Source organism: Kitasatospora sp. NPDC048194, assembly GCF_043202455.1.
In the GTDB taxonomy this organism is placed as follows: Bacteria; Actinomycetota; Actinomycetes; order Streptomycetales; family Streptomycetaceae; genus Kitasatospora.
The window spans coordinates 242,159-264,432 of the sequence record NZ_JBIDAK010000003.1 but is presented as its reverse complement, the minus strand read 5'-3'; the positions used below and the strand labels follow the sequence as shown (position 1 = coordinate 264,432).

Genomic DNA, 22,274 nt, shown 5'->3' with positions numbered 1-22,274 from the left:
TGACAGTCGGTTTCCGGAATTTCGCGCCCCGGGCCGCGCGCATTCGGCACCGCGAGCGCCGGGAACAAGCGTTCGACGATTCCAGCGGATTGACTGCGGATCAGGTCGTCAGATCGGCAGTCGCGCGACCAGCAGCCGACCCTCCATGGTGACCCCGCCGTCCATCGCCACCGCCAGGTCGTCCGCGTAGACGTACGGCCCCGGGATGTGCGGCGGCTGCCCGTCGTCCGCGTGCACCGCGCCGGTGAGGTACGGGATCGGGCTGTGCCCGTGCACGATCCGGGTGCCGCCGTAGGTGTCGAGCAGCTCGTGGACGGCCGTCGGTCCGGCGTCGCCGCGGAAGGCGAAGCGCTTGGTGAAGCGGCGGAAGCAGTCCCACCACTCGTCGACGCCGCCGTCCGCGAGCACGCTGTGCACGGCGTCGTTGACGTCGGGGATGGACTCCCCGTACTCCAGGTACGCGGTGGTGTCGGAGTGGAGCAGCAGGTGCCCGTCCTCCAGCGCGATGGCGGGCAGCCGGGAGAGCCAGCTGATGTGGTGGGCCTCCAGCCGGTCCAGGTCGTTCTGCTGGCCGCCGTTGAGCCGCCAGGCGGCGAGGAAGGAGGCGGTGCCGGCGGTGGACTGGACGGGCTCGTCGCCGTACTTGGCGGCGCCCAGGAACAGCAGTTCGTGGTTGCCCATCAGGGCGCGGCAGTAGCCGCCGGCCGCGGCGGCCTCGGCGGCGAGCTGCATGACCAGGTCGATGACGCCGATGCCGTCCGGGCCGCGGTCGGTGAAGTCGCCGAGGAACCAGATCCGGGCCCGCCCGGCCGACCAGTGGCCGTCCTCGTCGATCAGGCCCTGGTGGCGCAGTTCGGCGCGCAGTTCCTCGAGGTAGCCGTGCACGTCGCCGACGACGTAGACCGGGCCGGGCGGCTCGCCGGGGCCGGGGGCCGGGTACGGGTAGGTCGGCGCGGCGGGGTCGGGCAGCGGCGGGCCCAGCTCGATGGTCGGCGGGTCGTCGCGGCCGGCGAGCCGGTGGGCGGGGGAGGGCTGGTCCGGCAGGGTGGGCTCGTAGCCGGAGCGGTCGTCGTAGCCGCCGTGGTCCTCGTACGCGGCCTGCTCCTCGTACGTGCCCGGCTCCTCGTAGCCGGGGCGGTCCTGGTAGCCGTTCGCTCCGTCGTAGCCGGCTCGCTCCTGGTACCCGTTCCGCTCCTCGTAGGCGCCCTGCTGCTCCTCGAAGCCCCCCTGCTCCTCGTAGCCGTCGGCGCCGTCGTACCCGCCCTGCCCCTGGTGCGCGAACGCCCGGGGGTGGTCGGCGCCGACTCCCTGGGCGTGCACGGTGTGGCCGTGCCGCTGGCCGTCCGCGGGCCAGTGCTGCTCCAGGTAGCGTGCGCCGCCGTAGCCGCTGTAGGTCTCCGCGTCGTACGGAGCGTCCTGGTAGCCCGGTGCGGACTCGGGTTCGTAGTAGGTGCCGTACGGCAGCACGTCGAGGTCCGGCTGGTGGCGGGGGCCCGAGTGGGGGTGCTCGGGTCCGGGGAAGCGGTCCTCGGGAGTCATTCGCCCATCATAGGAAGACCACTCTCCCGCCGTCGTCACCTGGTGGGTATCCAATCCTCCGGAGCGTCAGCCGGGCCGTCCCGCAAGGTCCGTTTTGTCCCGGCTCGGTAGGGTCTCGTCAGCGCGTCGGCGGGGCGTCGGCCCGCTCCGCGCCCGGTCCGGGCCTCGTCCGAGGTCTGGACCGCGCTTGACGGGCGAGGGGGTGGGGGCCGGGCCGGCCCCTCAGACCTCGCCCGGCGGACGGGGCGGGCTGACGGTGGTGCGCGGGCTCCGCCGCTGGGAGGAGGCGCGGACGATCAGCTCGGTGGGCATCAGGGTGCCCGGCGGCGGGCCGTTCCCGGCGGTGCGGAAGCGCGGCGGGAAGAGCCGGGCGATGTCCACGCCGGTGCCGGAGTCGACGCCCTCGATGGCGTCGATCAGCAGGTTGACCACGGTGGTGCCGATCTTGCGCGGCTTGAGCGAGAGCGTGGTGATCGGCGGCTCGGTGGCGGCGTAGACGTCGCTCTCGCTGCAGCAGACCAGCAGCAGGTCGTCCGGCACGCGGAGGCCGTACCGGCGGGCGGCGGCGAGCAGGTCGGTGCCGTTGGGGTCGAACAGCCCGTAGACGGCGTCCGGGCGGTCCGGGCGGGCGAGCAGCCGGTCGGCGGCCACCGCGCCGGCCGCCGGGTCGTGCGCGGGGTACGCCTCGTACACCGGCTCCTGGCCGACCTTGGCGCACCAGCCGAGGTAGGCCTCGGTGGAGAGCCGGGTGTAGGTGTCGGTGCTGGTGCCGGTGAGCAGGCCGATCCGGCGGGCGCCGGCCTCGGAGAGGTGGTCCAGGATGCCGAGCACGGCGGCCTCGTGGTCGTTGTCGACCCAGGCGGTGACCGGGCAGTTGCCGGGCTTGCCGTCGCTGACCACCGGGACGCCGGACCGGTACAACTCGCTGACCAGCGGGTCCTGGTCGGGCGGGTCGATCACCACGGTGCCGTCCAGGGCGATGTTGCCCCAGACGTCGTGGCGGGAGGAGGCGGGCAGCACCACCAGCGCGTAGCCGCGGCCCAGGGCGGCGCTGGTGGCGGCCCGGGCCATCTCGGCGAAGTACGCGAACTCGGTGAAGGTGAAGGGCTCTTCGCCGTAGGTCGTGACGGTCAGCCCGATCAGGCCGGACCGTCCGGTGCGCAGGGTGCGGGCCGCCGCGGAGGGGCGGTAGCCGAGGCGCTCGGCGACCTCGCGCACCCGGCTGCGGGTCTCGTCGGGCAGGCGGCCCTTTCCGTTCAGAGCGTCGGAGACGGTGGTGATCGACACTCCGGCGGCTGCTGCCACATCCCGGATGCCGGCCCGCTCCAGACGCCGTGAGGTGGTGGGACGCCGACCGCTCTGGTTGGCTGCTGCTGTCATGGCGGACCGATCGTATGGCTCCTGACAAGGGTCTGTGACCGGCGCATCGGGGGCCTTCGGAGATACGTTTCTCCATGAACGAGCCGGGGTGCGCCCCTTCGATACCCGCCCGAAACCAGCCGTCTTACCTCTGACATGTGCCATTGGAACCCTGCAGAATGGCTGATCCGCGCCTGTAACCCGTCCGGGCATCTCACTCCTACGGGTGAGGGCCGGTCGGTATCGTGCAAGGCACCCGACCGGGGTGGTCCGGGCGCGTTCCGATGTCCCGGGCCACGGCGGTGATCCCGACCGTGGCACGGCGGGGCGGACCGGAGAGACACGAAGGAGTACGACGGTGAGCAGTGGTACGTCAGCGCAGGGCCCGCGCCTGCGGCCGACCCTGGACGGCATCCCCACCTACAAGCCCGGCAAGCCGGCCGGCGCCGACGCCTACAAGCTGTCCTCGAACGAGAACCCGAACGACCCGCTGCCCGGCGTGCTGGAGGCGGCGATCGCGGCGGCGGGCTCGTTCAACCGCTACCCCGACATGGGCGTCAGCGAGCTGACCGCCGAGCTGGCCGCCCGCTTCGGCGTCCCCGCCGAGCACATCGCCACCGGCACCGGCTCGGTCGGCGTCGCCCAGTCGCTGGTCCTCGCCACGGCCGGCCCGGGCGACGAGGTGATCTTCGCCTGGCGCTCCTTCGAGGCCTACCCGATCATCACCCAGGTCGCCGGCGCGACTCCCGTCCCGGTGCCGATCACCGCGGGCGGCGACCACGACCTCGACGCGATGCTGGCCGCGATCACGCCGAACACCCGGCTGATCTTCGTCTGCAACCCCAACAACCCCACCGGCAACGTGATCCACCGCGCCGAGCTGGAACGCTTCATCGACGCCGTGCCCGCCGATGTCCTGGTGGTCGTGGACGAGGCGTACATCGAGTTCATCCGCGACCCCGAGGTGCCCAACGGCATCGACCTCTACCGCGACCGCCCGAACGTGTGCGTGCTGCGCACCTTCTCCAAGGCGTACGGCCTGGCGGGGCTGCGGGTCGGCTTCGCGATCGCCCACGAGCCGGTGGCGAACGCGCTGCGCAAGACCGCCGTCCCGTTCGGCGTCAGCCAGCTCGCCCAGGACGCCGCCGTCGCCTCGCTGCGCTCGGAGCAGGCGCTGCTGGAGCGGGTCGAGGCGCTGGTCGGCGAGCGCGACCGGGTGGTGGCCGGGCTGCGCGCCCAGGGCTGGGAGATCCCGGACTCGCAGGCCAACTTCGTCTGGCTGTGGCTCGGCGACCGCTCGGCGGACTTCGCCGTGGCCTGCGCCGAGGCCGGCGTGATCGTCCGGCCGTTCCCGGAGGGCGTGCGGGTGTCGATCGGGGAGACCGAGGGCAACTCGATCTTCCTGGCGGTGGCGGAGGCCTTCCGCAAGGAGATCGAGGGCTGAGGTCCTCGCGGGGGCGCACTCCACGCGGGTGCGCCCCCGCGGCGTTTCCGGGGGGCGTCCGGGGGCACCCTCCCCGGGGACGCGCCGGGGCCGCCGTCCCCGAGGACCGGCCCAGCCGCCCTCCCGGATGGCTGGGGATCGCTGGGAGAGCGCTGGGAGTTCGGCCAACGATCGGCCACGCCCGGGCCAAGGCGCCCGCGCGGGACGGGCGATCGGCCCGCAATGCCCGGATCCGGCCGGTCAGTCTTCTCCCAGCCCGCGCCCAGGACTCCGCAAGAGCGCCCAGCGAAGCTGTCCGCCATGAAGGTGCTCCCACGGCGGCGAGGCGCCGTCCTCGTCAACTCCGCGCTCGGCGTGGCCCTCCTGGGCGGTGCGGCCCTGGCGTACGCCACGGTCAACGGCAGCGGCGGCACGGCCGCGGCCAAGCCCGTCGCCCGTACCGCGACCGTCGCCAAGGGGACGGTCCTGGCCACGGTGTCCGGAACCGGCACCCTGGTGTCGCCGACCGACGCGGCCCAGGACTTCACCACCGGCGGGCGGCTCACGGCCGTCAAGGTCGCGGTCGGGGACACCGTCAGGAAGGGGCAGGTGCTCGCGACCGTCGACACCACCGCGGCCCAGCAGCAGCTGGACGCCGCCCGCGCGGCCCTCACCACGGCCAACGCCAACCTCACCAAGGCGCAGGCCGGGGTCACCACGACGACCACCGAGCCGCTCCCGCCGTCCTCCTCCTCGACGAGTGCTCCGTCGGCCTCGGGTGCGGGGGCCGGCTCCGGCGGCGGACACGGGGCGGGCGGGAGCAGTACGCCCGCCCCGCAGACCACCACCATCACCACCACCAAGGTCGACGACGCGGCCGTCGCCCAGGCCCAGCAGCAGGTCGCCACCGCGCAGACCAACCTCACCAACGCCCAGGCCGCGCTGGCCGGCACCACCCTGACCGCGTCGGTGGACGGCACGGTCGCCTCGATCTCGGCGAAGGTCGGGGACACCGTCGGCGCCACCGCCGCCGGCTCCTCGTCCTCCTCGACCGCCAAGTCCACCGGAGCGAGCGCCGGTTCCGGCTCCCCCAGCGGCTTCATCGTGCTGACCAACCCGACCGGGATGCAGGTCACCGCCAACTTCTCCGAACTGGACTCGCTCAAGCTGAAGAAGGGCGAGGCGGCCACCGTCACCCTGAACGCGCAGTCCGACACCAAGCTCAACGCGACGGTGCTGTCGGTCAGTTCGCTGCCCGTGAGCAGCTCCGGAGCCGCCGGCTCGTCCGCCGTCCAGTACTCGGCCACGCTCCAGCTCAGCGGTGACACCAGCACCCTGCGCACCGGCCTCAGCGCCACCGTCCAGGTCGTCACCGGCGAGGCGGACAACGCGCTCTCGCTGCCCACCTCCGCCCTCTCGGGCACCGGCTCCTCGCGGACCGCCACCGTGGTGCACACGGACGGCAGCACCGAGCGGGTCACCGTCGGGGTCGGCGTCGAGGGCGACAGCACCGTGCAGGTCGTGTCCGGCCTCGCCGAGGGCGACAAGGTCGAACTCCCCACCACCAGCGGCACCAACGGCTTCCCGAACGCCTCCTTCCCCGGTCTCGGCGGCGGCGCCGGCGGTCGGGGCGGTGCCGGCGGCGCGGGGGCCGGGGCGGGCTTCCCGGGCGGGGCCGCGGGCAGCGGCGGCAGCGGTCGTGGCGGCAGGGGCTGAGCCATGCGTCACGTCATCGACAAGCGCGTCCCCGCGAAGCCCGTGCCGGTGATCCGGATCAGCCGGCTCACCAAGTCGTACGGGCACGGCGACGCCACCGTGCACGCGCTGCGCGGCCCGGACGACCCGGCGACCGGCGGCCCGGCGGGCGTCAGCCTGGACATCGAGCAGGGCGACTACGTCGCGGTGATGGGCAGTTCGGGATCCGGCAAGTCCACCCTGATGAACATCCTCGGCTGCCTGGACGTCCCGACCTCCGGCCGCTACCTGCTGGACGGCATCGACGTCGGCCACCTGGACGAGCAGCAGCTCTCGCTGGTCCGCAACCGCAAGATCGGTTTCGTCTTCCAGTCCTTCAACCTGGTGCCCCGCACCACCGCCCTCGCCCAGGTCGAACTGCCGCTCGCCTACGCGGGCGTGCGCTCCGCCGAGCGGCGCCGCCGGGCCCTGGCCGCACTGTCACTGGTGGGGCTGGAGGACCGCTCCGGGCACAAGCCCAACCAGCTCTCCGGCGGCCAGCAGCAGCGCGTCGCGGTGGCGCGCGCCCTGGTCACGGCCCCCGCGCTGCTGCTCGCCGACGAGCCCACCGGCAATCTCGACAGCCGCTCGACGGAGGAGGTGCTGGCCCTGATCGACGGGCTCAACGCCACCGGCCGCACCGTCGTGCTGATCACCCACGAGGACGAGGTCGCCCGGCACGCCAAGCGCGTGCTGCGGCTGGTCGACGGGCAGATCGTGAGCGACGTCCGGCAGGCGCCGGTCGACGGGCCGCCGCCCGCCCTGCTCCAGGTGGGGGTGCCGGCGTGATCCTCTGGCAGACGCTCCGCTTCGCGGTCGGCGGCCTGGCCGCCAACAAGGTGCGCTCGGCGCTCACCATGCTGGGGGTGCTGATCGGCGTCGCCTCGGTGATCCTGCTGCTGGCCGTCGGCAACGGCTCCTCGCAGGCGGTGAAGGACTCCATCACCTCGCTCGGCACCAACTCGCTGACCGTCAGCGCCGGTTCGGCGGCCGGCGGCTCGCGATCGGTGGCCTCGGTGAAGAAGCTGACGGTCGCCGACGCCAAGGCCCTGGCGAGCGGCGCCGACCCGTCGGCGGTCAGGTCCGTGGCGCCCGTCGTCACCACCAGCGGGACGGCGCTGTACGGGAACATCTCCTACAGCCCCGGCTCGATCGTCGGGACGTACCCGGCGTACTTCGAGACCGCCAACCAGAAGGTCGCGCGGGGCGAGTACTTCACCGACGACGACGTGCTCGGCTCCCGCAAGGTCGCGGTGCTCGGTGCCACCACGGCCAAGCAGCTGTTCGACACCGAGGACCCGGTCGGGAAGAAGATCGTCCTCGGCGGGACGCCGTTCACCGTGGTGGGCGTGCTCCAGGCCAAGGGCGGCAGCGGCTTCACCGACCCCGACGACGTGGTGATCGCACCGCTGCCGACCGTGCAGAACGCGTTCACCGGCTTCGGCCCGGTCAACCAGATCCTGGTGCAGGCGGCGTCCGCCGACACCACGACGGCGGCGCAGGCCGAGATCACCCGGGTGCTGCTCGGGACGCACGCGATCGCCGACCCGACCAAGGCCGACTTCCGGATCACCAACCAGGCGTCGCTGCTCACCGCCCGGGAGAGCACGACCAAGACGTTCACCGTGCTGCTCGGCGCGGTCGCGGCGATCTCGCTGCTGGTCGGCGGGATCGGGATCACCAACATCATGCTGGTGACGGTCACCGAGCGGACCCGGGAGATCGGCATCCGCAAGGCGCTGGGCGCACCGAGGGCCGTGATCCTCGGGCAGTTCCTCACCGAGTCGACCCTGCTGTCGGTGATCGGCGCGGGGCTGGGCGTGGCGGCGGGCATCGCCGGCTCGCACTTCAGCATCGTCGGCATCAAACCGGTGGTGATCCCCGAATCGGTGCTCGGCGCGTTCGCCATCGCCGTCGCCATCGGGCTGTTCTTCGGCAGCTACCCCGCCAACCGGGCCGCCACCCTGCGGCCGATCGACGCCCTCCGGCACGAGTAGGAGCAGTACGACGATGAACCAGGACGATCAGGTGACGCTGCTGTCCACGCCGCCGGACGCGCGGGACGTCAGCGGCGAGCTGGCGGCACCGCCGCGACGGAAGCTGCCCTGGCTCAGCCTCGTGCTGGCGGGCGGCGTGATCGCCACGGGCGCCTTCGCGGGCGGGGTCTGGTACGAGAAGGGCCAGGCGCCGAGTGGGAAGTCCTCCTCGACCCGGGCCGCGGGTGCCGGGTCCTCCGCGGGCGGCTACGGGCAGAACGGCGGCCGCCGGGGCGGCCAGGGCCAGGGTGGGCAGGGCCAGGGCGGGCAGCCCGGGTTCGCGCGCGGCACGGTCAAGGCCGTGGACGGCAACACCGTGTACCTGACGGACGCCAACGGCAACACGATCAAGGTGACGACGACGGACTCGACCAAGGTCCAGCTCAACAAGGAGGGCAAGACCGCCGACCTCCAGCCCGGCCAGAGCGTGACGGTCGTGGGGACGCCGGACTCCAACGGCGGCTACAACGCCAGCCAACTCGTCGAGGGCTCCGCCGGCGGCTTCGGCGGCGGCGGCTTCGGAGGAGGCGGCTTCGGAGGGGGCGGGAACCGGAACGCGTCCGGCGGCTGACCCGGCACGGCCGGACGACCGCGAGGCCCTCGCCCTGCTCGGGGCGAGGGCCTCCGCGCGTTCAGCGCCGCTGGTCCGGGTCGTCGGGGCGGGGCATCTTCAGGGTGGCGATCACGCCCAGGGCCACGGTGGCGATCGCGAGGGCGAGCAGCGCGAGGAGGATCGCGCCCACGAAGAACTTCACAGGTCCCGGTCCCGGTCCAGGTCGCGGAGCAGGTGGAGGAGGTTGAGCAGGGTGCTCACGGGTGCGTTGCCGAAGTCGACCAGGATGCGGCCGTCGAGGGTGGTCTCGGGGGTGGAGGCGGAGCCCCAGAGGAGGCCGTAGGGAATGCCGCGCCGGTGCAACTCACCCAGGAGCGCGGTGATCTGCGGTCTGGTGTAGTCGCGCATGCGGGAGTCGTCCGGGGCGACGGGGTCGCGGCTCACGAGGCGAAGTCCAGCTCGTACCAGACGCTCTTGCCGCGCTTCTGCGGGTCGACACCCCAGCGGTGGGTGAGGCCCTCGACGAGCTGGAGGCCCCGCCCGGTCTCGGCGAGGCCGGTCGGTGTGCGCTGGTGCGGGAGGGCGTCGGACTCGTCGGAGACCGAGACGTGGAGAGTGCAGCCGAGGATGGAGAAGAAGACGACGGGAGCGGTCGTGTCCCCGTAGCGCCAGGCGTTGACGATCAGTTCGGCGAGCGCGAGCTCGGCGTCGAAGATGGTCTCGGGGTCGCAGTTGCTGCGGGTGAGGGCGGCGCGGAGGGCCTGCTTGGAGAGGGTGAGCGAGGGCGTGTTACGGGTGCACACGGGAACCTCCGTGAGGGGGTGGTGGGAGGGAGAGGGATGCCGTGAGCCAGGCCAGGTGGGGCTGGTTGCTCTTCGGCGCCAGGGCAGAGTGCGCCTACTGCCCCGGAAACGCGACAGACTGACGGGCCGTCGGATCGAGCTGAGGATGACGATAGCGCAGCCCGCCACAGATTTGTGGCGGGCTGCGAGAAGTTACCTCTAACGTGGCATCGGCTCTGAGGCACACTGATCTCACGACCTGCAGAGAGGACGCCATGGCGCTTCGATCGAACCCAACTCTCCGCCAGCGGCGGCTGGGTGCCGAGCTGCGCAGGATGCGGGAGCAAGCCGGCCTCGGTGGCAGTCAGCTCGCCCGCGCGCTGGGCATCAATCCGGCCCACGTGACGCAGATGGAGAGCGGGAAGACCGGCATCAGCGTCGAACGCCTGCGCACGATCGCTGCGTTGTGCATGTGTGTCAACGAGCCCCTGATCGACGCACTGGCGGACATCATTACGGATCGGGACAAGGGCGGTTGGTGGGAGGAGTACCGAGGGCGCCTCTCACAGCACTTCCTGGAGATGGCTGAAATGGAGGGCCGTGCCCACGGGCTCTCGACCTACACCATGGCCTTTATCCCTGGGTTGCTGCAGACTGCTGCTTACGCTTCTGCAGTCTTCGCTCGAGGATTCCCGCTGCTCCCGCAGCATGAGGTCGACCTGAGAACCGCCTTCCGCCTGAAGCGGCAGACCGTGGTCCGGTCGGGAGGAACTCCGTATTCTGCCTACATCCACGAGGCAGCGCTGCGCATGCAGTTCGGCGGCCGTGAAGTACAGGCCGAGCAGCTTGGAAGCCTGATCGAGGACTCCGAACGGCCAACCATCTCGATCCGGGTAGTCCTGTTCGACGTGGATACCCTTCCGGTCAACCACGAAAATTTCACTTATGTCGAAGGACCGATTCCTGAGCTCGACACAGCCCAGATGGATTCAGGCGTCGACAGCGTGCTCTACGATGCGCCGGCCCATACCGCCCAGTTCCGCTCCTTGCTCAAACGGATCGGCTCGGCGGCGCTCTCGGAGGAGGACTCCCGGGAGTTTATTCGATCCCTCAAGAAGGATATGGAAAGAAAGCATGTCTGACTCTACCTGGCAGAAGTCAAGTTATTCGGCGGCTAACTCGGAATGTGTCGAAGTTCGTACGGTCAACGGGGTGATCGAACTCCGTGAGTCCGACGAGGGCGACGTCATCGTCGGCACCACGCCTCCCGAGTTCGCGGCGTTCCTCCGGGGTGCGAAGGCCGGCGAGTTCGACCACATGACCGCCAACGCCTAGCGAATCGTTCCGGCGGCCTCTTGCTCCCCGCAAGAGGCCGCCGGTTGCCGTGCGCTCGGTCCTCTGCGGCGGCGTCCTGAGTGGGGCGGCCGGGCGTGCAACGTTTCGCGCCGGTCGGGGCATCAATGTGGTGGAGGGGCGCCGCGTGGGAGGGGGCGGCCGGTCGCATTCGGACGGACGTATTCCTCCTGCGTTCGATGAGTTCGTACACGATCGCCCGCCCCGGGGAAGAACTCGTGGCGCATGTTGCGAGGTCATGGCGGGTTTGTGAGAAAATCTGTTCGACCAGTGAACATCCAGGGTTAGCATGCCGGAATGGAATCGAACACCACGCCGCCGCCGACTGGGAATTCCTCCGACGGTGCGGAGCCGCGCCCGGCACGCAACGGGCCGGTTCGGCTGGCCCGTCTCGGTGCGACCTTCCTGGGTGGGAGCGTCCTGTCCGGCGCGCTGCTGGCGGGCCTCGTCCTGCCCGCCGTCGGCGCCATCGGGCTGACCGCCAAGGACACGGCGGAGAGCTTCGACGACATCCCCGACGACTTCAAGGCCCCGCCGCTCACCCAGGCCACCCAGATCTTCGACGCCAAGGGCGGCCTGATCGCCAAGGTCTACGAGCGCGACCGCACCGTCCTGAACGCCGACCAGATGTCCCCGTACATGCGGCAGGCGCAGGTCGACATCGAGGACGCCCGCTTCTACGAGCACGGCGCCGTCGACCTCAAGGGCGTGCTGCGGGCGCTGAGCAAGAACGCGGAGAGCGGCACCGCCTCCCAGGGCGCCTCCACGCTCACCCAGCAGTACGTGAAGAACGTCAACGTAGAGAAGGCCGGTGAGAACAGGGACGCCGTACTGGAGGCGCAGCGCAAGACCCTGGGCCGCAAGATCCAGGAGCTGAAGGTCGCGATCAAGCTGGAGGAGGACCTGACCAAGGACCAGATCCTCACCAACTATCTCAACATCACCTTCTACGGGAACGGCGCCTACGGCGTGGAGGCCGCGTCCCAGCGCTACTTCAGCAAGAGCAACAAGGACCTCACCATCGCGGAGGCCGCCACCCTCGCCGGGCTGGTGCAGAACCCCTCCCAGTACGACCCGAAGCTGCACCCGCAGGCCGCCCAGAAGCGGCGCGACACCGTCATCGACAAGATGGTGGAGAACAAGCACCTCACCGCCGACCAGGCGAAGGAGGCGAAGGCCGCCCCGCTCGGACTCAACTACCTTGAGCCGCAGAACGGTTGCATCACCGCCAAGGCCGGCATGGGCTTCTTCTGCGACTACGTGCGGCACGTGGTCAAGCAGGACCCGGCCTTCGGCAAGTCCGCCGACGACCGGAAGAAGCTCTGGGACACCGGCGGCCTGAACATCTACACCACGCTGGACCCGGACAAGCAGGCCGCCGCCCAGAACGCGGTGACCAGCAACGTGCGCGTCACCGACAGCGTCTCGGCCGCCGCCACCATGGTCGAGCCCGGCACCGGCAAGATCCTGGCGATGGCCCAGACCCGTCCGTACGGCCTGGATACCAGCAAGAACCAGACCGTCGTCAACCTGAACGTCGACGCCTCGATGGGCGGCGGCAACGGCTTCCAGCCCGGCTCCACCTTCAAGCCGATCGTCGCCGCCGCCGCGCTGGAGGCGGGCCTGCCGCCGACCCAGGAGTACTCGTCCCCGAACAAGCTCGAGTACCCGACCATGAAGACCTGCGAAGGGACCTGGAAGAACGAGACCCGCCCCAAGACCGTGGTGCCCAACGAGTCCGCGAGCGAGAAGGGCCCCTACCAGCTGAAGATGGCCATGGCGCTCTCCGTCAACACCTACTTCGTGCAGATGGAACAGGAGATCGGCCTCTGCGCGGTCAAGCAGATGGCCAACAAGTTCGGCATCAGCACCAGGGCCAGCGGCAAGCCGCTGGACGAGGTCCCCGCGATGGGTCTGGGCGTCGAGGAGATGAGCCCGCTGACCATGGCCAACGTGTACGCGACCTTCGCCGCCGAGGGCAAGCACTGCAGTCCGATCGCCATCAACAGGATCACCACGGTGGACGGCAAGGACGTGCCCGTTCCGGCCGGTCGCTGCGAGCAGGTGTTCTCCGAGACGACGGCCCGGGCGATGAACACCGTCCTGAACGGCGTGACCGAGAACAACGGCACCGGCGCCGCGCTCAGCCTGGAGGGGAACCGGCAGATCGCCGGCAAGACCGGCACCTCCGACCACAAGAAGGCCGCCTGGTTCAGCGGCTACACCCCGCAGCTCGCCACCTCCGTCTGGCTCGGCGGCCCCGCCGGCGGCGTCGAGATGCGCAACATCACCATCAACGGCAAGTACCGCACCGAGGTGTTCGGCGCGGACGGCCCGGGACCGATCTGGCGGGACGCCATGAACCAGGCCCTGCGGGGCACGCCCAAGCAGTCCCTGTCGATGGCCGACATCCCCGACCCAACACCCAAGCCCGATCCCGCCGGCCCGAGCGGCGCCGCGACCAGCACGGACGCTCCGAGCACCGGCCCGTCGAGCCCGCAGCGCTGATCGAGACCGCGTCCCGCGGCACCTGGGGTGGGTCCAGCCCCACCCCAGGTGTGGGTCCAGACCCGTGTTCGACCGTCCGCCGCCTCCGTAACGTCGTCTGCACCACGACACGGAGGACAGGACCATGGCGATGACCGCGAGCTCGAACCTCGACAACTCCCGTACCGGCGACGCCTTCACCACCGTGAAGAAGTGCCTCGTGCTCTTCGGCGTGATCGGCGTCGTCGTCCTGGGGACCGTCGCCGCGACGGCCTTCGCCGGGCAGCAGACCACGCCCTTCATGTGGATCCGCGCCGTCATCTTCCCCGCGCTCGCCCCGCTGTTCCTCCGGATGACCGCCCGCGCCGAGGCCGGCTCCTACGAGGCCTTCGGCCGCCTCCGGACCATCTCCACGGTCATGCCGATCGCCGTCATCGGCGTCGACCTCATCCCCGGCATCTGCCCTCCCTGGTACGCCGCCCTGCAGGGGCTCTCCGCCCTCGCCGTGCTGCCGGTCGCCTTCCTGACCCGCAGCGGCGCCCTCAAGGCGGCCTTCCCCAAGCGGTGACCCGGGCCGGCCCGCGCAGGAAGTCGGCCGAGCCGACTTCCTGCGCCGCCCCTCGCCGGGAGACAGAACCCGGCGTACAGGCCGCGTTCCGTCCGGCAGACCGGCCGTGGGGCGGGCGCCTCGGGAAGCGGAGTCGCGCCCGCGGCGGTCAGGACGCTCCCGTCACCCGGTGCCCAGGGTGATGGCCTGGACGGGGCAGGCTTCGGCGGCCTCCCGGACCAGCGGGTCCGCCGCCGTGCCCGTGCCGCCCGGGAGGAGTTCCACCACCCCGTCGTCGTCCTGGGTGAACACCTCTGGCGCGTGCCGGGTGCACAGGGCCGCGCCGATGCACCGGGCCGTGTCGATCTCGATGTCGGTACCCACGGAGGCTCCTACCAGGTCACCGGCAGCGCGGGCACGCTGCCTTGCAGCACGTACGGGGGATTGGCCCGCACCTGGTCGGCGGGGACGGCCAGGCGCAGGGTCGGGACGCGACGGAGCAGGACGGTCAGGGCCGTCTCGATGACGGCCCGGGCGAGGTTCTGGCCGACGCACTGGTGGATGCCGTACCCGAAGGCGACGTGGCGGCCGGCCTTGCGGTCGATGTCCAGGGTGTCGGGCTCCTGCCAGACCGCGTGGTCCCGGTTCATCAGCATCAGCGAGACGAGGACGCCGTCCCCCGCCCGGATGGTCCGCCCGGCCAGCTCGATGTCCGCCGTGGCGACGCGCGGCAGCACGTCCGCGACGGAGGTGAGCCGGGTCAGCTCGTCGACCGCTCCGCTGATCGACTCCGGCTCGAGGCGCAGGCGTTCGAGCTGGTCCGGGTGTTCCAGCAGGGCGAGGACGGCGGCCGCGATGGTGCTGGAGGTGGTGTCGTCGCCACCGGTCAGGAGGATCGCGCAGAGAGCCACCAGCCGGTCGCCGTCCATGCCGCCCCCGTCCGCCCTGGCGGCCAGGAGGTCGTCGATCAGCCCGGTGCCCGGTTCCCGCTCCTTGCGGGCGATGAGCTCGCGCAGCCGGTCGAGGATCTCGTCGAAGAGCTTCACGGCCTGGCCGGGGGCGTTTCCGCCGGACGGTGCGAGCACCTGGCGGGTGCGTTCGGCGATGTAGCGGCCGTCCTCGTCCGGGACGCCCAGCAGCGCGAAGTTGGCCGCGCAGGCGAGCGGCAGGGAGTACGAGGTGACCAGGTCGGCGTGGCCGCCTCCGGCCACCATCGTCGCCACCAGCTCCTCGGCGATCCCCTCGATCCTCGGGCGCAGGGCGGCGATCCGCCGGACGCCGAAGGCGGGGATCACCATCCGCCGCTGGTGGCCGTGTTCGGGGTCGTCGACGCCGCTCAGCGGCGGCGAGAACCCGGCCTCGGCCTGCTCGGCGGACTGCGGGGTCAGAGCGGGGAAGGACGGGTGCCTCACGTCCACGGAAACCCTGGGGTCGAGCAGCAGGGCGCGGCCCTCCGCGCTCCCGGAGACCAGCCAGACCTGCCGGCCGTCGTAGAGCGTCACCCGCGACAACGGCCCGTCCGCGCGCAGGCGTTCGTAGCCGTCGGGCATCCGGAAGGGGCAGCTGCGCGCCATCGGGTAGGCGGGGGCCTCGCCGGCCGGGGTGTCGGTGGCTGTCACGATCATCCTCACCTTCCGCCCGTCGAGGCGATCAAGGAGTCAAGCCGGCGCGGACCGGCACCCGGGGTCGAGCGCGGATCGGGTGGCCCATCATGCCAGATCCTCCGTCTGCGAAGGGCGGCCGTGTTTCGCTTCAACGGTGCTGCAAGTAAGTAATTTTGACGTTTCATCAGTTATTGGGACGGAGGAGTGCGCACCGTCCCGCCCGGGATTCGCGGCCGGTCGCCCGGCGTGGCGTTCATTTCACATGCATTGCAACGGCTGCTCCGGCGTGCTGTTGCGTTCGATTCACTCTGGGTGCAACGATTCTGCGCGCTTCACCTGCGAGGGTGTCAGTTTGACGCAACGAAGGCGTTGCCAGATCTATGAACGCAACGTAGCTTTTCCGTTGTCGGAAACGACGGGCCAAGAAGGGCCCGCCGAACGAACAAGGAGAAGAGACCATGCAGACCTTCGCCACCGCCGCCCCGATCGCCGCCGTCCTGGACGTCCCCGCCGGCCGCCTCCAGTTCATCGCCGCCGACCGCACCGACACCACCGTCGAGGTCCGCCCCGCCGACCCCGGCAAGAGCCGCGACGTGCGGACCGCCGAGCGGACCACCGTCAGCTACGCCGAGGGCGTCCTGCGGATCCACACCGCCGAGGCCGAGAACGGCCTGGTCGGCCCCGGCGCCGTCGAGATCACCGTGCAGCTGCCGGCCGGCTCCCGCGTCGAGGCCCGCACCGCGGCCGCCGAACTGCGCGGCGTGGGGCGCCTGGGCGACGTCGACTTCGAGGGCGCCTACAAGCGGATCAAGGTGGACGAGGCCGCGAGCCTGCGCCTGACCGCGGTCGACGGCGACGTCGAGATCGGCCGGCTCACCGGCCCGGGGGCCATCAGCACCGCCCGCGGCGACATCCGCGTCGCCGAGGCCGTGCGCGGCACCCTCACCCTGCGGGCCGAGTCCGGCAGCATCACCGTCGGCGCCGCGGCGGGCACCTCCGCGTCCCTCGACGCCGGCACCGCCCACGGCCGGGTCACCAACTCGCTGCGCAACGACGGCACCGTCGGCCTCGACATCCGGGCCACCACCAACCACGGCGACATCACCGCCCGCAGCCTCTGAGCCCGTCCGTGGGGACCGGCCGCCTACGGGCCGCGCGAGGGCCGGGTGCCCGTGCGCGGCCCGCGCGGCGCCCGGCGGCCTTCGGTGCCGCCGACTGCCGGACCGCCGAGCGCGTGTTTCCGGCCGAGGAAAAGCCGCGTTGCATGGCGTCGGGCGGTCGGCGACAGCTCGGCGGTAGAGCATCATCAGCGCTGGCAGAGGGGCGGTCCTCTGGTCGTACCACCCCCTCGGAAGTGGCGGGCGGATCTCGTATCGTTGCAATGGGTTCGAGGTGGGGCTACTGTGGCCGCATCACAGGACGCCCACGGAGGAGACCGCGATGCCGGGAGGCAGGCTCACCCAACAGGAACGCCAGCAGATCGCGCTGGGGCTCGCCGACGGCCTCGCGTACGCGGAGATCGCCCGGCGCCTGGAGCGGCCGACCTCGACCGTCACCCGCGAGGTGATGCGCAACGGCGGCCCCACCGCCTACCGCGCCGAACTCGCCCACCGGGCCACCGAACGCCGCGCCCAGCGCCGCCGGCAGCCCGCCGCCCGGAGTGCGGCCGCGCCCCCGGCCGACGACGGGCGAGACGTCGAGGCGGTGCGCGCGTACGAGGAGATGTTCGCCGCCGTCTTCATCCAGTCGGGCGTGCCCAGGATGGCGGCCCGGGTGCTGGCCTGCTTCTTCACCTCCGACACGGGCAGCCTCACCGCGTCCGAGCTCGCCCAGCGCCTCCGGATCAGCCCGGCGTCCGTCTCCAAGGCGATCGCGTTCCTGGACAGCCAGAGCCTCGTCCGCCGGGAACGCGACGAACGGCGCCGGGAGCGCTACGTCGTCGACGACGACGTCTGGTACCAGTCGATGATGTCCACCGCCCGCGCCAACGCCCGCTTCGTCCAGATCGCACGCGAGGGCGCCGGTGTCCTCGGCGCCGCCACCCCGGCCGGCGTCCGGCTGGAGAACGTCGCCCGTTTCATGGACTTCGTCTCGGAGAGCATCGCCCGTGCCGCCGAGCAGGCCCGGGAAATCCTCCACAGCAAGCCGGCGCCCGCCCCGGACGGCACCGACTGACGAGCCCGCCCACGGAGGAGACGAGCCCGACGTGCCGACCGCACCCGCCCACGGAGGAGACGAACCCGACGTGCCGACCGCACCCGTGATCCGCAGCGACGTTCCGGGCTCCTTCGCCTGGGGCGTGTTCCACCGGCGCCACCCGGAGCTCGTCCGCCAGGTGCTCGACGCGCTGCCGTACGGACCCTCCGAACGGGCGGCGGTGGAGCGGCTGTCGGCGGAGAGCACCACCGGCGTGCTCGAACCGCTGCCGGACGGCGCCCACGACCGCGACCAGTGGCTGGCCTGGGGCGAGGGTTTGTGGGGGCGGCCCTGGGGCGAGGCGCCGTTCCTGTGGGCGGAGAGCTACTTCTACCGCCGATTGCTCGACGCCACCGGGTACTTCGGGCCGGGCGCCTGGCACGGCGTCGATCCGTTCGCGCCGTTCAAGGACGCCGAGCTGGCCGGAGCGGCCGTGGACGGCGAACTGGCGGCCCTCGACGAGCTCGACGGCCTCCCGGAACGGCGCCACGCCCAGGCGCTGCTGTCCTCCGCCCTGTGGGGCAACCGGGCGGACCTCGGCTTCCGCATCACGGCGGCTGCGGGGAGCACCCCGGCGGCCGGCGTCCCCGACCTGCTGGTCGACGACAGCGCCGCCCTCTGGTCCGTGCTGGACGCCGCCCCGGGCGGCCGGGTCGCCGTGATCGCGGACAACGCCGGCCGCGAGCTGCTGCCCGACCTGGTGCTGATCGACCACCTGCTCGCCGACGGCCGGGCCGCCGAGGTCGTGCTGTACGTCAAGCCCCAGCCGTACTTCGTCTCCGACGCCACCATGGCGGACGTCCTGGCCGCCCTGCGGCGGCTGCGGGGCGCCCGGGGCCGGGCGCAGGCGATCGGCCGGCGGCTGTGGCGGGCCCTGGACGGCGGCCGCCTCGCCGTCCGCACCCACCCGTTCTTCTGCGCGCCGCTGCCGTACCACGACATGCCCGCCGACCTGCGGGCGGAACTGGGCGGGGCAGCCCTGACCGTCCTCAAGGGCGACCTCAACTACCGCCGCCTGGTGGGCGACCGGCTCTGGCCGCCCACCACCGCCTTCGCCGGGGCCGCCGGCCACTTCCCGTCCCCCGTCGCCGCGCTGCGGACCCTGAAGTCGGACGTGGTCGTCGGGGTCGACACGGACCTCGTCGCCGCCCTCGACCGGACCGGCGGGGCATGGCGCACCAGCGGGCGCCATGCCGTCGTCCAGGTCAACGGCGGGGCCTGAGAGGGCGTGGGCCGGGGCCTGGGGAGCGGCACCGGCCCGGAGGGACGCCGGCCCGGAGCGACGCCGCCCGGCGTGACGCCGCCCGGCGTGACGCAGGACACATCCGGAACCGGTCACAAGCCGACCGGCTGCGCGGTCTTCATGGCAGCAACGACGAGCGACTCCGAGGGAGCACACCATGGAACCCCGACTGAACGCCTTCGCCAGCCCGATCATCGGCAAGGTCTTCAAGCACCTCATCGCCGCCAACAAGCCGATCGCCGACTCGACCGTGCCGTACGCCACCCAGGAGCTGGTGCGGCTGCGCGCCAGCCAGATCAACGGCTGCGGCTTCTGCGTCGACATGCACTTCAAGGACGCCGTACACGCGGGGGAGGAGGCGACCAGGCTGAACCTGGTCGCGGCCTGGCGCGAGGCCACCGTCTTCACCGAGGCGGAGCGGGCCGCCCTGGAGCTGGCGGAGCAGGGCAGCCGGCTGGCCGACGGGACCGGGGTGAGCGACGAGGTGTGGGAGAACGCGGCGAAGCACTACGACGAGGAGCAGCTCGCGGCGCTGGTCTGCATCATCGCGCTGATCAACGCCTTCAACCGCGCCAACGTCATGATCCGCCAGCCCGCCGGCAGCTACCGGCCGGGTCAGTTCGCCCAGGACTGAGGCGAGCGGCGCCGACGGCCGGGGGGCCTGCTCCCCGGCCGTCGGCGTACCCGGGTACGCTCCGGCCCCGTACGCACACCACCGAGCCAGCCCCCGTGGGGCTTGTCGCCCAAAAACCGACCGATAAGGTGTTAATCCAACATTCATCCATGCCGCGTAGCCTCCGAGAGCTAGCCTCATGCTGAACGTCATCGTCCGACCGGGAGGCAGAACCCCCGTGCAAGGCACTGTCACCACACCGGGCGGCCCCGCCGTGACCGGGGGCCAGGGCGAGGCCTTCCTCCTCGTCGTGGACGACGAGCCGAACATCCGCGAGCTGCTCGCCGCCTCGCTGCGATTCTCCGGCTTCCGGGTCGCCTCCGCCGCGACCGGCACCGAGGCGCTGGAGCTGATCACCGCCGAGCGCCCCGACCTGGTGGTCCTCGACGTCATGCTGCCCGACCTCGACGGCTTCACCGTGGTCGAGAAGCTGCGCGAGCGCACCAGCCGCGGCCAGATCGCCGGACCGGCCCACGGGCACCCCGGCGACCACCTTCCGGTGCTCTTCCTCACCGCCAAGGACGGCGTCGGCGACAAGGTGCAGGGCCTGGCCGCGGGCGCGGACGACTACGTCACCAAGCCCTTCAGCCTGGAGGAGCTGATCGCCCGCATCCGCGCGATCCTGCGCCGGGCCGGCGGCCCCGCCGAGGACGGCCGGCTGGTCGTCGCCGACCTCAGCCTCGACCCGGTCGCCCACGAGGTCACCCGCGCCGGCACGCCCGTCGCACTCTCCCCGACCGAGTTCAAGCTGCTGCACTACCTGATGGCCAACGTCGGCCGGGTGGTCTCCAAGGCCCAGATCCTCGACCACGTCTGGGCGTACGACTTCGGCGGCGACCTGTCCATCGTCGAGTCCTACATCTCCTACCTGCGCCGCAAGCTCGACTCCGGCCCGGCACACGGCCCCAAGCTGATCCACACCGTGCGCGGCATCGGCTACGCGCTGCGCCGCCCCCCGCAGGGCTGACCGGACCCGCCCGTGCTCGCCCGGTTCTCCTCCAGGTTGTCGCTGCGCGCCCGACTGCTCGTCCTGGCGCTCGCGCTGGTCACCACCGGGCTCGTGGTCAGCGACACCTTCGTGCTCGGCACCGTACGGGCCCAGCTGGTCGAGCAGTTGGACGAGCAGCTCCAGCGGTACGGGCTGCCGCTGTCCCGCAAGCCCCCGGGCCGCCCCACGACGCCCGACATCGCCAAGCCGGCCGTCACCGGGCGGCGGATCAGCCTGCCCAGCCAGTACCTGGTGCAGTACCTCTCCTCGGACGGCAAGGTCCAGGCCGTCATGCGCCAGCCCGTCTCGGACAGCGACCCGGCGCCCCAGCTGGCCGGACTCGACCCCACCCGGACCGCCTCCGACGTCCCCTTCAACCTGCCCGACCAGCGCGGGAACCACAGCTGGCGGGTGCTGGTGCTGCCGCTCCAGACGCCCCGCGCCGTCGCCCCCGCCCCGGGCCCCGGACCCACGACGGGATCGACCCCCACGACGGGATCGACCCCCGCACCGGGCGCCACCACCACGCCCACGCCCACGCCCACGCCCACGGCGGCGCCCGGCCCCAACGCCTACGCCGCACCGGCCACCACCCCGACCTACGTCATGGTGGCCGTCTCCCGCGAGGACATCGACGCCACCACCGACAAGCTGCGCACCTCCTTCCTGGCGATCGGCGGCGCCGTCTTCGTGCTGATCGCCGCGCTCGGCTTCTTCGCCGTCCGGGCCGGGCTGCGGCCCCTGCGCCGGATCGAGGCGGGCGCGGCGCGGATCGCCGCCGGCGAGCTGTCGCACCGCATGCCCGAACTCTCCGGGCGCACCGAGGTCGGCCGGCTGTCGATCGCGCTCAACGGCATGCTCACCCAGATCGAGGCGGCCTTCGCCGCCCGCGCCGAATCCGAGGCCCGGATGCGGCGCTTCGTCGCCGACGCCTCGCACGAGCTGCGCACCCCGCTGGCCGGCATCCGCGGCTTCGCCGAGCTGTACCGGATGGGCGCACTGCCCACCGAAGCCGACGTCAAGCGGACCATGACCCGGATCGAGAGCGAAGCGGTGCGGATGGGCACCCTGGTGGAGGACCTGCTGGTGCTCGCCCGGCTCGACGAGGAACGTCCGCTCGACCTCGCCCCGATGGACCTGCGCACCCTCGCCGCCGACGCGCTGCACGACCTCACCGCCCTCGACCCGAGCCGGCCCGTCGCCCTCACCGGCCCGTCGGGCACCGGCGCACCCGGCGCCGCGCCCGTCCTCGGCGACGAGGCGCGGCTGCGGCAGGTGGTCACCAACCTCGTCGGCAACGCCGTCAAGCACACCCCGCCCGGCACCCCGGTGCGGATCGGCGTCGGCGGCGGAGCCGACGGCACCTGCCTCCTGGAGGTCGCCGACGCCGGCCCCGGCCTCACCGAGGAACAGGCCCAGCGGGTCTTCGACCGCTTCTACCGGGTCGACGCCTCCCGCAGCCGTGACAACGGAGGCGGCGGCGGACTCGGCCTCGCCATCGCCACCGCCCTCACCCGCGCCCACGGCGGCACCCTCACCCTGGACACCGCCCCGGGCGCCGGAGCCACCTTCCGGGTGGAGCTGCCCGCGAACGGCGACCGGGCTTCCTGAGCCTCGGTTCCGCCGACCGCACCCCGAACCCCGCCGCACTCCGACCCCCCGCACCCCGAACCCCACCGCACCCCGGCCCCCGCACCGGACCCCGGCCCGTCCTGCGGTTCCGTGCTCCGGCCTTCCGACGCCTCGATCGAGTGAAG

22 protein-coding genes are annotated in these 22,274 nt (G+C 72.1%); 15 read left to right on the top strand and 7 right to left on the bottom strand.

Annotated features, from left to right (window positions below; translation table 11 throughout):
- Positions 1–108: 108 nt before the first annotated feature.
- Entirely contained in the window at positions 109–1,044 is a 936-nt protein-coding gene (locus ACGF07_RS06200; RefSeq protein WP_350748561.1) for a metallophosphoesterase, read from the bottom strand.
- 717 nt (positions 1,045–1,761) lie between these two features.
- Positions 1,762–2,919: a LacI family DNA-binding transcriptional regulator gene (locus ACGF07_RS06195; RefSeq protein WP_270145572.1), complete on the bottom strand. Its 1,158-nt coding sequence runs from the start codon at positions 2,917–2,919 to the stop codon at positions 1,762–1,764.
- Between the two features lie 337 nt (positions 2,920–3,256).
- Here ACGF07_RS06195 and hisC point away from each other — a divergent pair, with 337 nt between their 5' ends.
- The 5 genes from hisC to ACGF07_RS06170 all read left to right on the top strand — a co-directional run bounded on the left by hisC (position 3,257) and on the right by ACGF07_RS06170 (position 8,662).
- Positions 3,257–4,342, top strand: coding sequence for a histidinol-phosphate transaminase (gene hisC / locus ACGF07_RS06190; RefSeq protein WP_392895889.1), 1,086 nt, complete (start codon positions 3,257–3,259; stop codon positions 4,340–4,342).
- A gap of 300 nt (positions 4,343–4,642) precedes the next feature.
- On the top strand, positions 4,643–6,037 hold the full coding sequence (locus ACGF07_RS06185) for an efflux RND transporter periplasmic adaptor subunit (protein WP_392895887.1): 1,395 nt from the start codon (positions 4,643–4,645) through the stop codon (positions 6,035–6,037).
- 3 nt (positions 6,038–6,040) lie between these two features.
- Positions 6,041–6,844 (top strand): ABC transporter ATP-binding protein, encoded by an 804-nt coding sequence (locus tag ACGF07_RS06180; protein ID WP_350749015.1) that lies wholly within the window; start codon positions 6,041–6,043, stop codon positions 6,842–6,844.
- Positions 6,841–8,052: an ABC transporter permease gene (locus ACGF07_RS06175; protein WP_392895885.1), complete on the top strand. Its 1,212-nt coding sequence runs from the start codon at positions 6,841–6,843 to the stop codon at positions 8,050–8,052. The genes ACGF07_RS06180 and ACGF07_RS06175 overlap by 4 nt, the downstream gene beginning before the upstream one ends.
- Before the next feature lie 13 nt (positions 8,053–8,065).
- Positions 8,066–8,662, top strand: coding sequence for a DUF5666 domain-containing protein (locus ACGF07_RS06170; protein WP_392895883.1), 597 nt, complete (start codon positions 8,066–8,068; stop codon positions 8,660–8,662).
- 61 nt (positions 8,663–8,723) lie between these two features.
- Here the strand turns inward: ACGF07_RS06170 and ACGF07_RS06165 are convergent, their stop codons facing one another.
- The 3 genes from ACGF07_RS06165 to ACGF07_RS06155 are packed head-to-tail and all read right to left on the bottom strand — an operon-like array spanning position 8,724 to position 9,447.
- A complete protein-coding gene (locus tag ACGF07_RS06165) occupies positions 8,724–8,846 on the bottom strand; it encodes a hypothetical protein (protein WP_392895881.1) in 123 nt (40 codons plus the stop codon).
- Positions 8,843–9,088: a hypothetical protein gene (locus ACGF07_RS06160; protein ID WP_392895879.1), complete on the bottom strand. Its 246-nt coding sequence runs from the start codon at positions 9,086–9,088 to the stop codon at positions 8,843–8,845. Before ACGF07_RS06160 ends, ACGF07_RS06165 begins: the two co-directional genes overlap by 4 nt.
- Positions 9,085–9,447 carry an ATP-binding protein gene (locus ACGF07_RS06155; RefSeq protein ID WP_350749025.1) on the bottom strand — a complete coding sequence of 121 codons (363 nt, stop codon included), beginning with the start codon at positions 9,445–9,447 and terminating at the stop codon, positions 9,085–9,087. Before ACGF07_RS06155 ends, ACGF07_RS06160 begins: the two co-directional genes overlap by 4 nt.
- A 254-nt stretch (positions 9,448–9,701) precedes the next feature.
- On the opposite strand from ACGF07_RS06155, the gene ACGF07_RS06150 reads away from it, so the two are divergent.
- The 4 genes from ACGF07_RS06150 (at position 9,702) to ACGF07_RS06135 (ending at position 13,834) form a co-directional block, all read left to right on the top strand.
- Positions 9,702–10,568 carry a helix-turn-helix transcriptional regulator gene (locus ACGF07_RS06150; protein ID WP_350749028.1) on the top strand — a complete coding sequence of 289 codons (867 nt, stop codon included), beginning with the start codon at positions 9,702–9,704 and terminating at the stop codon, positions 10,566–10,568.
- Positions 10,561–10,761, top strand: a complete 201-nt coding sequence (locus ACGF07_RS06145) for a DUF397 domain-containing protein (RefSeq protein WP_350749030.1) — start codon at positions 10,561–10,563, stop codon at positions 10,759–10,761. The genes ACGF07_RS06150 and ACGF07_RS06145 overlap by 8 nt, the downstream gene beginning before the upstream one ends.
- A 315-nt stretch (positions 10,762–11,076) precedes the next feature.
- Entirely contained in the window at positions 11,077–13,287 is a 2,211-nt protein-coding gene (locus ACGF07_RS06140) for a transglycosylase domain-containing protein (protein WP_392895876.1), read from the top strand.
- A 124-nt stretch (positions 13,288–13,411) separates the two neighbouring features.
- Complete coding sequence (locus tag ACGF07_RS06135) at positions 13,412–13,834, top strand: hypothetical protein (RefSeq protein ID WP_392895874.1); 423 nt, start codon at positions 13,412–13,414, stop codon at positions 13,832–13,834.
- Between the two features lie 162 nt (positions 13,835–13,996).
- Here the strand turns inward: ACGF07_RS06135 and ACGF07_RS06130 are convergent, their stop codons facing one another.
- Complete coding sequence (locus ACGF07_RS06130) at positions 13,997–14,197, bottom strand: ferredoxin (RefSeq protein ID WP_350744213.1); 201 nt, start codon at positions 14,195–14,197, stop codon at positions 13,997–13,999.
- An 8-nt stretch (positions 14,198–14,205) separates the two neighbouring features.
- The gene (locus tag ACGF07_RS06125) at positions 14,206–15,432 is read right to left on the bottom strand and encodes a cytochrome P450 (RefSeq protein ID WP_392895872.1); all 1,227 of its coding nucleotides are present in this window, start codon (positions 15,430–15,432) and stop codon (positions 14,206–14,208) included.
- Positions 15,433–15,875: 443 nt separating this feature from the next.
- Between ACGF07_RS06125 and ACGF07_RS06120 the strand changes: the two genes are divergently transcribed.
- The 6 genes from ACGF07_RS06120 to ACGF07_RS06095 all read left to right on the top strand — a co-directional run bounded on the left by ACGF07_RS06120 (position 15,876) and on the right by ACGF07_RS06095 (position 22,128).
- Positions 15,876–16,538: a DUF4097 family beta strand repeat-containing protein gene (locus ACGF07_RS06120; RefSeq protein WP_392895870.1), complete on the top strand. Its 663-nt coding sequence runs from the start codon at positions 15,876–15,878 to the stop codon at positions 16,536–16,538.
- 319 nt (positions 16,539–16,857) lie between these two features.
- On the top strand, positions 16,858–17,592 hold the full coding sequence (locus ACGF07_RS06115) for a helix-turn-helix domain-containing protein (protein ID WP_350744210.1): 735 nt from the start codon (positions 16,858–16,860) through the stop codon (positions 17,590–17,592).
- Positions 17,593–17,662: 70 nt separating this feature from the next.
- Positions 17,663–18,835, top strand: a complete 1,173-nt coding sequence (locus ACGF07_RS06110) for a damage-control phosphatase ARMT1 family protein (RefSeq protein WP_392895868.1) — start codon at positions 17,663–17,665, stop codon at positions 18,833–18,835.
- Positions 18,836–19,013: 178 nt separating this feature from the next.
- A complete protein-coding gene (locus ACGF07_RS06105; protein ID WP_392895866.1) occupies positions 19,014–19,490 on the top strand; it encodes a carboxymuconolactone decarboxylase family protein in 477 nt (158 codons plus the stop codon).
- Between the two features lie 178 nt (positions 19,491–19,668).
- Positions 19,669–20,496 (top strand): response regulator transcription factor, encoded by an 828-nt coding sequence (locus ACGF07_RS06100; protein ID WP_392895864.1) that lies wholly within the window; start codon positions 19,669–19,671, stop codon positions 20,494–20,496.
- Positions 20,497–20,508: 12 nt separating this feature from the next.
- Entirely contained in the window at positions 20,509–22,128 is a 1,620-nt protein-coding gene (locus ACGF07_RS06095; protein ID WP_392895862.1) for a sensor histidine kinase, read from the top strand.
- Positions 22,129–22,274 lie beyond the last annotated feature (146 nt).

What these genes read in the sequence shown, in the direction of transcription:
- ACGF07_RS06195 (WP_270145572.1), bottom strand. Translation starts at nt 2,919, where the DNA reads ATGACAGCAGCAGCCAACCAGAGCGGTCGGCGTCCCACCACCTCACGG.
- ACGF07_RS06185 (WP_392895887.1), top strand. Translation starts at nt 4,643, where the DNA reads ATGAAGGTGCTCCCACGGCGGCGAGGCGCCGTCCTCGTCAACTCCGCG.
- ACGF07_RS06180 (WP_350749015.1), top strand. Translation starts at nt 6,041, where the DNA reads ATGCGTCACGTCATCGACAAGCGCGTCCCCGCGAAGCCCGTGCCGGTG.
- ACGF07_RS06170 (WP_392895883.1), top strand. Translation starts at nt 8,066, where the DNA reads ATGAACCAGGACGATCAGGTGACGCTGCTGTCCACGCCGCCGGACGCG.
- ACGF07_RS06150 (WP_350749028.1), top strand. Translation starts at nt 9,702, where the DNA reads ATGGCGCTTCGATCGAACCCAACTCTCCGCCAGCGGCGGCTGGGTGCC.
- ACGF07_RS06145 (WP_350749030.1), top strand. Translation starts at nt 10,561, where the DNA reads ATGTCTGACTCTACCTGGCAGAAGTCAAGTTATTCGGCGGCTAACTCG.
- ACGF07_RS06140 (WP_392895876.1), top strand. Translation starts at nt 11,077, where the DNA reads ATGGAATCGAACACCACGCCGCCGCCGACTGGGAATTCCTCCGACGGT.
- ACGF07_RS06135 (WP_392895874.1), top strand. Translation starts at nt 13,412, where the DNA reads ATGGCGATGACCGCGAGCTCGAACCTCGACAACTCCCGTACCGGCGAC.
- ACGF07_RS06120 (WP_392895870.1), top strand. Translation starts at nt 15,876, where the DNA reads ATGCAGACCTTCGCCACCGCCGCCCCGATCGCCGCCGTCCTGGACGTC.
- ACGF07_RS06115 (WP_350744210.1), top strand. Translation starts at nt 16,858, where the DNA reads ATGCCGGGAGGCAGGCTCACCCAACAGGAACGCCAGCAGATCGCGCTG.
- ACGF07_RS06105 (WP_392895866.1), top strand. Translation starts at nt 19,014, where the DNA reads ATGGAACCCCGACTGAACGCCTTCGCCAGCCCGATCATCGGCAAGGTC.
- ACGF07_RS06100 (WP_392895864.1), top strand. Translation starts at nt 19,669, where the DNA reads ATGCTGAACGTCATCGTCCGACCGGGAGGCAGAACCCCCGTGCAAGGC.